We start from the raw sequence: 3,431 nt of genomic DNA on the forward strand, positions 1-3,431 counted from the left end.
CGAGGTCCGCAACAAGGTCTGGATGTTCACCCGCAGCCGCTCGCTCTCGGCGCGCGAGAAGGCGATGTACGGCGCGGCGACCGCACGTCGCTGGGCGCGCACCTTCCGCGCCTCGGACGACCGGGCCACCTTGCGCCGGGGTCTCCGCACCGGTCTGGCCGCCGGTCTAAGACGTGCTCCGCGGGCCAACGTCGCCGTGCTGGAGCCCGCCGGCTGGGTGATGGACGAGGCCGGCCGCACGCTGCCCCCCGGCCAGCCGTTCTCCCTGCTCGTGTCGACCTACGCCGCGGACGACCCCCTGTTCCTGCGCGAGGCGTTCGTCAGCACTGTCCACGAGCAGACCCGGCCGCCGGCCGAGGTGGTGCTGGTCCAGGACGGCCCGGTCCCTGCGGAGCTGTCCGCCGAGATCGCGCACCTGGCGGAGTCCAGCCCGGTGCCGGTCAGGCTCGTGGTGATGGACGCCAACCAAGGGCTCGGCCCGGCGCTCGACCGCGGTCTGGAGGCCTGCCGGCACGAGATCGTGGCGCGCATGGACGCAGACGACGTCAGCGAGCCGCACCGCTTCGAGAAGCAGCTGCCGGTGATCGAGGCGGGGGCTGACATCGTCGGGTCGGGGCTGCTGGAGTTCGGTGAGACCGTCGACGACGTCGTGGGCCGGCGCACGCCGCCGACCGAGGCGGACGAGATCCGCAGGGTGATCCGCTTCCGCGACCCGTTCAACCACCCGACCGTGGTGTACCGGAAGGCGGCGGTGCAGGCGGCGGGCGGCTACACCGACATGGCCTTGATGGAGGACTACCTGCTCTTCACCCGGATGCTGGAGGGCGGCGCGCGGCCGGCCAACCTCGCCGAGCCGCTGGTGCGCTACCGCGTCGGGGCGGGGGCCTACGCACGGCGCGGCGGCACCGGCCTGCTGCGGTCCGAGCTGGCGCTCCAGCGCCGGTTCCGCGACCTCGGCATCACCACCCGTGGGCAGTACGCACGCAACGTGCTCGTGCGGGGCGGGTACCGCCTGGTGCCGGAGGCGGTACGGCGCACGGCGTACCGTGCTCTGATCGCCAACCGTGGCAAGGCTTCGGCGGCCGACGGCGGCGCAGCCTCCTCGTGACCGGCGGATAGACTCCCCTGTGCCCTCGGGCCCCCCGAACCTTTGGAGATGTGTTGAACGTAGACCTCGTAGTCGTCGGATCCGGATTCTTCGGACTGACGATCGCCGAACGCTGCGCCAACGAGCTCGGGCTGAAGGTGCTCGTCCTCGAGCGTCGCCACCACATCGGGGGCAACGCCTACAGCGAGGCCGACGCCGAGACCGGGATCGAGGTGCACGTCTACGGCGCGCACCTGTTCCACACCTCCAACAAGAAGGTGTGGGACTACGTCAACCGGTTCACCGAGTTCACCGGCTACCAGCACCGCGTCTACACCAACCACGACGGCCAGGTGTACCCGATGCCGATCAACCTCGGCACGATCAACCAGTTCTTCGACGCGGCGTACAGCCCGGCCGAGGCCCGCGCCCTGATCAAGGAGCAGGCGGCCGAGCTCGGCGACAAGGAGCCGGAGAACTTCGTCGAGAAGGGCATCTCCCTGATCGGGCGCCCGCTCTACGAGGCGTTCATCGCGCACTACACCGCCAAGCAGTGGCAGACCGACCCCGAGAAGCTGTCTGCGGACATCATCAGCAGGCTGCCGGTGCGCTACACCTACGACAACCGCTACTTCAACGACACCTACGAGGGTCTGCCGAAGGACGGCTACACCGCGTGGCTGGAGCGGATGGCCGACCACCCCAACATCGAGCTCCGGCTCGAGACCGACTTCTTCGACGTGGTCGACGACTACAAGGGCCAGGTGCCGATCGTCTACACCGGTCCCGTCGACGCGTACTTCGGCAACTGCGAGGGCGAGCTGTCCTGGCGCACCCTGGACTTCGAGCGAGAGGTCGTCGACACGGGGGACTTCCAGGGCACCTCGGTGATGAACTACCCCGACGAGGACGTCAAGTACACCCGGATCCACGAGTTCCGGCACTTCCACCCCGAGCGCCGCTACCCCGATGACAAGACCGTCATCATGCGGGAGTTCAGCAGGTTCGCGGAGAAGGGTGACGAGCCCTACTACCCGGTGAACACCGCCGAGGACCGCGAGAAGCTGCTCAAGTACCGCGAGCTCGCCAAGAAGGAGTCGATGGTGCTGTTCGGTGGCCGGCTGGGCACCTACAAGTACCTCGACATGCACATGGCGATCGGCTCCGCCCTCTCCATGTTCGAGAACAAGCTGAAGCCCCACTTCGAGTCGGGCGCGACCCTGGAAAGCGGAGGCGTGGACGAGTGACCACAACCCCGAGCACCGAGACCGTCCCCGAGACCAGGCGAAGGGTTCTGCAGCGGGTGGTGCTGCCCGCCGACCGCGACACCGACGTGCTGCCTTTGTACGTCGACCTGGACCGGCCCCAGCTCGACGTCGACAAGAGCGGCCTCACGATGACGCAGCGAGGCAAGCTGCCGCCGACCGAGCCCAACGCGTCAGCCGAGCCCGACCCGCACGCCGTTCTCGACCGTCGCCGCTACCGCGTCCGGGAGAACGAGCGGGTGTCGTTCGGCACCTACTTCAACGGGTTCGCTGCCAGCTACTGGCGACGCTGGACCGTCGTGAGCTCGGTGACCCTCGACGTCAAGGCCACCGGCGCCGACGCGTCGGTGATCGTCTACCGGTCCATGCCCAACGGTCGTGCGCAGCGCGTCGACTCCGCGGACATCAGCGGGCCCGAGACCGAGCACTTCACCTTCGAGCTGCCGCTGACGCCCTTCGGTGACGGTGGCTGGTACTGGTTCGACCTCGTCGCCGGTCCCGACGGCGCGGTGCTCGAGGAGGCGGAGTGGTCAGCCCAGGTGCCGGCAGACCGGCTCGAGCCGGGCTCGGTCACCATCGGCATCACCACGATGAACCGTCCGGACTTCTGCGCCAAGCTGCTCGCGCAGATCGGCGGCGACGAGCGCGTGCACGAGGTGCTCGACGAGGTGATCGTCGCCGAGCAGGGCACCCAGAAGGTCGCCGACGACGAGCACTTCCCCGAGGCGGAGGAGAGCCTGCGCGGCAAGCTCCGCGTGATCGAGCAGGGCAACATGGGGGGCTCCGGTGGCTACGCGCGCTCCCAGTACGAAACGCTCCAGGCCGGCCGCTCGACGTACATGATGTGCATGGACGACGACGTGGTCTGCGAGCCCGAGAGCATCGTCCGTGCGGTCACGTTCGGCGACCTGTGCAACCGGCCCACGATCGTGGGCGGTCACATGTTCAGCCTGTACGCCCGGTCACGCCTGCACAGCTTCGGCGAGATCATCAACCCCTACCGGTTCTGGTGGCAGTCGCCGCCGACCGTCGAGACCGACTGGGACTTCGCGGACCGCAACCTGCGCAGCGCGCGTTGG

At 68.8% G+C, this 3,431-nt stretch carries 3 protein-coding genes; all 3 read left to right on the forward strand.

From position 1 onward, the window contains the following. A partial coding sequence (locus VFH10_RS03455; RefSeq protein WP_325125965.1) for a glycosyltransferase occupies positions 1-1,108 on the forward strand: 1,108 nt, incomplete at its 5' end. A gap of 53 nt (positions 1,109-1,161) precedes the next feature. Beyond that, the gene (gene glf, locus VFH10_RS03460; protein ID WP_325125966.1) at positions 1,162-2,334 is read left to right on the forward strand and encodes a UDP-galactopyranose mutase; all 1,173 of its coding nucleotides are present in this window, start codon (positions 1,162-1,164) and stop codon (positions 2,332-2,334) included. After that, a partial coding sequence (locus tag VFH10_RS03465) for a glycosyltransferase (RefSeq protein WP_325125969.1) occupies positions 2,331-3,431 on the forward strand: 1,101 nt, incomplete at its 3' end. The genes glf and VFH10_RS03465, both read left to right, overlap by 4 nt.

This window comes from Nocardioides sp. (genome assembly GCF_035697785.1).
Lineage (GTDB): Bacteria > Actinomycetota > Actinomycetes > Propionibacteriales > Nocardioidaceae > Nocardioides_B.